The organism is Streptococcus intestinihominis, from assembly GCF_046824975.1.
Taxonomy (GTDB): Bacteria; Bacillota; Bacilli; order Lactobacillales; family Streptococcaceae; genus Streptococcus.
In genome coordinates, this window is sequence record NZ_JBKQBL010000001.1 from 116,973 (window position 1) to 123,100 (window position 6,128).

The 6,128-nt window shown below is 42.8% G+C and carries 6 protein-coding genes; all 6 read right to left on the reverse strand.

Translation table 11 applies throughout. The features are described 5' to 3' along the window. Positions 1 to 807 (reverse strand): methionine ABC transporter ATP-binding protein (locus ACLOR3_RS00640; RefSeq protein WP_412036886.1); only part of this gene is annotated, 807 nt, incomplete at its 3' end. Continuing rightward, positions 800 to 2,173 carry a M20/M25/M40 family metallo-hydrolase gene (locus ACLOR3_RS00645; RefSeq protein WP_125334839.1) on the reverse strand — a complete coding sequence of 458 codons (1,374 nt, stop codon included), beginning with the start codon at positions 2,171 to 2,173 and terminating at the stop codon, positions 800 to 802. The genes ACLOR3_RS00640 and ACLOR3_RS00645, both read right to left, overlap by 8 nt. Positions 2,174 to 2,241: 68 nt before the next feature. Next, positions 2,242 to 3,114: a MetQ/NlpA family ABC transporter substrate-binding protein gene (locus ACLOR3_RS00650; RefSeq protein WP_135782720.1), complete on the reverse strand. Its 873-nt coding sequence runs from the start codon at positions 3,112 to 3,114 to the stop codon at positions 2,242 to 2,244. Between the two features lie 32 nt (positions 3,115 to 3,146). Further along, positions 3,147 to 3,974 carry an amino acid ABC transporter substrate-binding protein gene (locus tag ACLOR3_RS00655; protein ID WP_411399991.1) on the reverse strand — a complete coding sequence of 276 codons (828 nt, stop codon included), beginning with the start codon at positions 3,972 to 3,974 and terminating at the stop codon, positions 3,147 to 3,149. 127 nt (positions 3,975 to 4,101) lie between these two features. Then, entirely contained in the window at positions 4,102 to 5,244 is a 1,143-nt protein-coding gene (locus ACLOR3_RS00660; RefSeq protein ID WP_411399992.1) for an amidohydrolase, read from the reverse strand. A gap of 188 nt (positions 5,245 to 5,432) precedes the next feature. After that, positions 5,433 to 6,128: YebC/PmpR family DNA-binding transcriptional regulator (locus ACLOR3_RS00665; RefSeq protein ID WP_412036887.1), on the reverse strand; the 696-nt coding region annotated here is incomplete at its 5' end.

A 6,128-nucleotide genomic window follows, 5' to 3' on the forward strand; every position in this document is an offset into this window, starting at 1 on the left:
CTTAACAATTTGTTGCTGGTTGATTTTCACCATAGCTTCATCGATTCCTGTTGCTGTTGTGATGAAGTCTTGCGTCAATTCATTCTTAGGATTAGAGAAGATATCTAAAACAGAACCTTCTTCAATCAATTCACCATTTTGCATGACAGCCACTCGATTGGCAATGTCTTTGACAATTTGCATTTCGTGGGTAATCAAGACCACTGTCAAGCCCAACTTCTGGTTCAGCTCTTGCAGAAGAGCAAGGATTTGTTTGGTCGTTTTTGGATCTAGGGCGGATGTTGATTCGTCAGAAATCAAAATCTTTGGATCGTTGGCGAGCGCACGCGCAATCGCCACCCGTTGTTTTTGACCACCTGACAACTGAGCAGGATAGTTGTCCGCCCGATCTGACAGTCCTACTAGTTCCAACAACTTAGCCACTTTTTCAGCCTTTTGCTCTTTAGACAAATTTGAATGTTTGAGGGCGAAAGCCACATTTTCAGCTGCAGTCATTTGGGCCATAAGATTGAAGTGTTGGAAAATCATACCAATGTCCCGGCGTTTTTGGCGTAAAGCCGCAGCATTTAAGGTCACCCGATCTTGATAGATGACATCACCATCTACGGTGATAGTACCTGCTGACGGTACTTGCAAGAGATTGATGACCCGTACAAGAGTTGATTTCCCTGCACCAGAATATCCAACAATCCCGTAAATATCCCCTTCATTGATATGAATGGTTACATCCTTCACGGCTACAATTTCACGTTTTTTCTGATGAAAGGTAACATCGATATGGTCCAGTTTGATAATTTCTTTACTCATAACTTGTGATTAACTCCTTAATTAATTCAATATGGGTATAGTAGTCTGCAATTTTCACATTCTCATCCCCACCATGATCTCGACTATTGGCATTTCCGATACCAAAGGCAGCCATTGGAACTTGCAAGGCCTCAAAGACCGTATGCATGGGCCCAGTGCCTGCAGTTGTCGGAAGGACACAGACCCCTTCTGGATAAAAGCGTTTGGCCAAATCTATCACGTTGAGAATGGACGGTGCACTCATATCACTCCGATAGCTCATTTCCCCTAGTGTGAAAACAAGTTCAATCTTCTCAAAGCCATTTTGATCCAATTGTTTACGGATCAACTCCAAGACTTGTTTAGGCTCCAAGCCTGGCACCAACCGAACTTCCATCTTGGCTCGAGCTTCTGCAGGGAGAATCGTCTTAACTCCTTGTCCCTGATACCCTGTTCCCAAGCCTTCAATGTTCATAGCTGGCTCAAAATAAAAACGTTTTAAGAACTCACTTCGTTCTTCTTTCAAGATAGGCAATTGGAGATTGTAGATTTCTGTCACATCGTCCGCCGTTTTATTGGCATACCGATCAATCAGGGCCAGTTCCCGCTCGTTAGGCTCCTCAATCAAGTCATAGAGGCCATCCACCAGGATACGACCGTCTTTATCTCGAAGACTGGACAAACCATTGAGCAGATACCAAGATGCTGATTCCACCACTCCACCATAGCTGGAATGGATATCCACATCTGCACTTTTGACCACCATGTCAAAGGTAACAATCCCCTTGTTGCCACCGGAGATTTCCAGTTCCCCTTGTTGGTTACGAGTCCCTTGTTCCCAGACTAAGAGATCTGCCCCACGCAAGTGTTTTTTGTGTTTAGCTAGATACTTATCCAGGTCGGTCGAAGCAGATTCTTCTGCTCCTTCGATAATAAAGGTAATGTTGACTGGCAGGTCGCCATTCTCACGGATATATTTGCGAATAGCCGTTAACCGTGCTGTAATATGCCCCTTGTCATCATCTACCCCTCGACCATACATGGTCCCGTAATGGACCGACAGCGTAAAGGGATCACTTGTCCAAGGTTGGTCGCCATCTGCTGGAACAGTATCGTAATGGTTGTAGAAAATGATGGTCTTCGCGTCCGGATTGGGTGAAACAAATTTAGCAATGACAAATGGCGCTGTGTAACTGTCATCCACAGTTACCTTAGCTCCTGCAGCTGTGAAAATTTCTCCCAAATAGGTCGCTACTTCCTTTAAGCCAATCTGCTGGGCAAAGATGGAGCGCTTGGAAATGAGGGTCCTCAGGACTTCAAAATAATGCTGAGCCACCTCATCATTTTCAAATTTGCGTATTTGTTCTGTCTCTCTTGGATTGGACATCATTTCCTCCTACTATACACGATAAGAGGTAGAGAAAACCTTCTCCACCTCTCTATTCATCCTCTCAATTACCAAACTGGTTGGTCCATACCGTCTGAAGATTCTTCAATGACTTTCTTCACGTTGTCAGTATGGTAGGCTTTAATAATGGCTTCGATTGCTTTTGCTTTATCAGATGATTTCCAATCTTTCTTAGCTGCAATCAAGTTGTACCATTGTTTAGAGTTGCTGTTTGCTTTTTCTACAAAGAGAGCTTTCTTGTAATCAATACCTGCTTCACGAACAAAGGTGTTATTGATGATTGCTGCATCAACTGATGGAAGTGAAGAAGCTGTTTGAGAAGCGTCCAACTCAGAAATTGTCAAGTTCTTTGGATTGTCTTTGATGTTGCTGATGGTAGCCAATTCCCCATCTTTTGTATCCAACTTGATCAAACCAGCTGATTCCAATACATACAAAGCACGGCTTTCGTTTGTTGGGTCGTTTGGTACTGCAATGGTTCCTTTTTCAGGAATGTCTTTCACATCTGTGTATTTGTTCTTCCCATCTTTAGTACCAGAGTAAAGACGGATTGGCGCAATGTAAGTATCTGCTACAGAAACTAGGTCTGCACTGTTTTCTTTGTTCCAGTTTTCAAGGTAGTTGTAATGTTGGAAAGCGTTGATATCCACATCCCCATCACGAACAGCTTGGTTTGGTTGTGAGTAATCTGTAAACTCAGTGAATTCCAACTTGATGTTAGCTTTTGCATCATCCAAGTTCTTTTGCACTTCTTTCCAACGAGCTTCTTCTGTATCGCTTAAGCTCATCACCCCAACTTTAACAGTTGTCACACCATCTTTATCAGATGATTTAGATGATTTTGAAGACCCACATGCTGCTAAGGCAAAGGTTGCAACGGTAGCAAGAGCTGCTACACCAAAAAGTTTTGTTAATTTCATATTCTTTCTCCTTATGATGTTTTTAAATAACCTTATTTAATATCAGAAGCTTCTGGAAGGTAAGTTCCACCAAAGTACTTCTTAGACAACTTTTCAAGTGTCCCGTCTTCGTACAACTCTTTGATCCGTTTGTTGACGAAGGTTTCCAATTCTTTCTCACCTTTGGCAAGGATTGGGTATACATATGGTTGTTGATCACTTGGAAGTTCAATCACTTCCAAATTATCCAACCCTTGGTCCTTGATCAAGGCTTCAACTGTCAAACGTTCAAAAATCTTATAATCTGAACGGCCATCGCTCAAATTAGCAAGAATAGATTGGATGGTACCCTCTGTATATTTGAGCTCAGTTGGATTATCCTTATGCTCTTTATTGTAGGCTTCCAACTGTTTCGCTGTAGAAGTTCCTTGGATGACCTCTGTAGACTTGCCACCGATATCGTCTAGTGATTTGATACCTGAATCTTTACGGACTACTAAGACCACTGGGTTCTTAGCGTAAGGATTTGGGTACAAGTATTTCTCCGCACGTTTTTTATCGTAGCTAAGGTTGCTGACACCAATTTGGTAACGATCGCCGTCTAAGCCAGCAAAGATTGAAGACCACTCTGTCTTATTAAAGTTGACTTCATACTTATCTGATCCTTTGAAGATTTCACGCATGACTTCGATTTCATAACCAGTCAATTCCCCGTCCTTATCATAGGTGAAGGGTTTGGTTGTTCCAACTGTTGCGATTTCAATGGTCCGTTTTCCACTTGATTTACTTGATGACTTGGATGAGCAGGCTACCAACGTCCCAACTGCTGCTAAGCCCACAAGGCTTAAACCAACATATTTGATGAATTTATTCAATTTCATTTGTTCTCCTTTTTCACTAAAATTGTTTATTCCTCTTTAAAAAACAGCTTTTTCCATCATATCAAAATTCCTAACTCTTGGGTATTATATTTTCTTTATGGCGGTGATAGGTTTTATTTATCACGTCTCATTTGGTTGAAAATTTTTCCAGCAAAGCGAGGGCATTTTCTACGTAATATGGAACTGATACTGCAAAAGCAGCATCATCTATGACCATGCTATCATGGTGGAGATCCGGTGCATCCGCTGCACCATTCGATCCGATAAAAGCAAAGACTCCTGGGATTTTCTCTTGATAGAAGGCAAAATCTTCACCCGCTGTCGATGGCTGGGCCTCAACAACTTCTGCAAAAGACTTGGACCAACGAAAGACTTTTTTAGCCAAAGCCTTATCATTATAGGTAACAGGTGGTGTCTTGCCCCAATCAAATTGGACCATGACTCCCGTGCTGTTAGAGATCTGTTCGATAACACGAATGAAATCCGCCTTAAGGCGTCTCTGGAGATCTGGATTAAAGGTTCGAATAGTTCCTTCAAAGTAACCAGACTTGGGAAGAACATTCCAGGTTGAACCAGCTTCGATATGGGTCACCGATAGGACAGCTGTCTCAAATGGTGAAACCGTACGCGAGACCAAGGTCTGCAACTGCTGGACCATACTAGTGATCGCTACAACCGTATCCAAACCGAGATCCGGTCGAGCTGCATGACTGCTCACCCCAGTGACAGTCACCTTAAACTTTTCAACCCCTGCCATCATGGCGCCTGGACGCAAGGCCAACTGACCCGCAGGTAATGACGGCATGTTGTGAAATCCAAGGATGGCATGTACATTCTCTAGGAGCCCGGTCGCTAATACCGCAGATGCTCCTTCAGAAGTCTCTTCAGCCGGCTGAAAAATCAACCGAACCGTTCCCTTTAAGTCTGCTTCCATACCTTTTAAGACTTCTGCTGCCCCTAATAGGCTCACTTGATGGAAATCATGACCACAGGCATGCATGACACCTGGGTTTTGACTTTGGTAGTCGAGACCCGTGTTTTCCTGAATTGGAAGGGCATCAATATCTGCGCGAAGGGCAATGACTGGTTTACCGTTTCCAATTTCAGCAATCAGACCGGTTTTTAATCCACTGTTTAAAATGCGTACACCTAGCTTTTCCAAATAGGCTTTGAGATAAGCTGTAGTTTTGTATTCTTGTCCAGATAACTCCGGATGCTGATGCACGTAATGCCGAATGGGCACTAGATGTTCATAGGAAAATGATACCATTTTTCGTCCCCTTTCTAGCATAGTTCTATTCTATCACTGCCTCCCCTATTCGTCTAATTCCTATTTTTTTCTCTCAGTTATAGCCAGGGACTATATCGTTATTGTTGTGTCCTCTGCCTTCCTTCCTAAAAATGCCAAACCTCAAGAAAAAAACCTTTGAAGAAATTATCTTCAAAGGTCTATTTCTATTAGAATCCATCTACGTTAGTATAGATTTTTTGCACGTCCTCATCATCTTCAAGGACGCTGTAGAGTTTTTCAAAGGTTTCCAAATCTTCACCTGACAACTCAACTTCTGATTGAGGAATCATTTCCAATTCGGTTACTTGGAATTCTTCGATACCAGATTCACGCAAAGCAACGATCGCCTTGTGAAGGTCAGTTGGAGCAGTGTAAACAGTGATTGTTCCTTCTTCTGCTTCTACATCGTCTACATCGACATCTGCTTCCAGCAAAAGCTCAAAGATGGCATCCGCATCATCACCTACAAAGACGATAACCCCCTTGTTGTCAAAGAGGTAAGATACAGAACCAGAAGCTCCCATGTTTCCACCGTTTTTACCAAAGGCAGCACGGACATTGGCAGCTGTACGGTTAACATTTGATGTCAAGGTATCAACGATCAACATGGAACCATTTGGTCCGAACCCTTCGTAACGTCCTTCTGTAAAGGTTTCGTCTGTGTTTCCTTTTGCCTTATCGATCGCTTTATCAATTACGTGTTTTGGCACTTGCGCTTGTTTGGCACGGTCGATAACGAATTTCAAAGCAGTATTCAATTCTGGATCTGGCTCACCTTTTTTGGCAGCTACATAGATTTCTACTCCGAATTTCGCATATACTTTTGAGTTAGCGCCATCTTTGGCAGTTTTCTTGGCTACAAT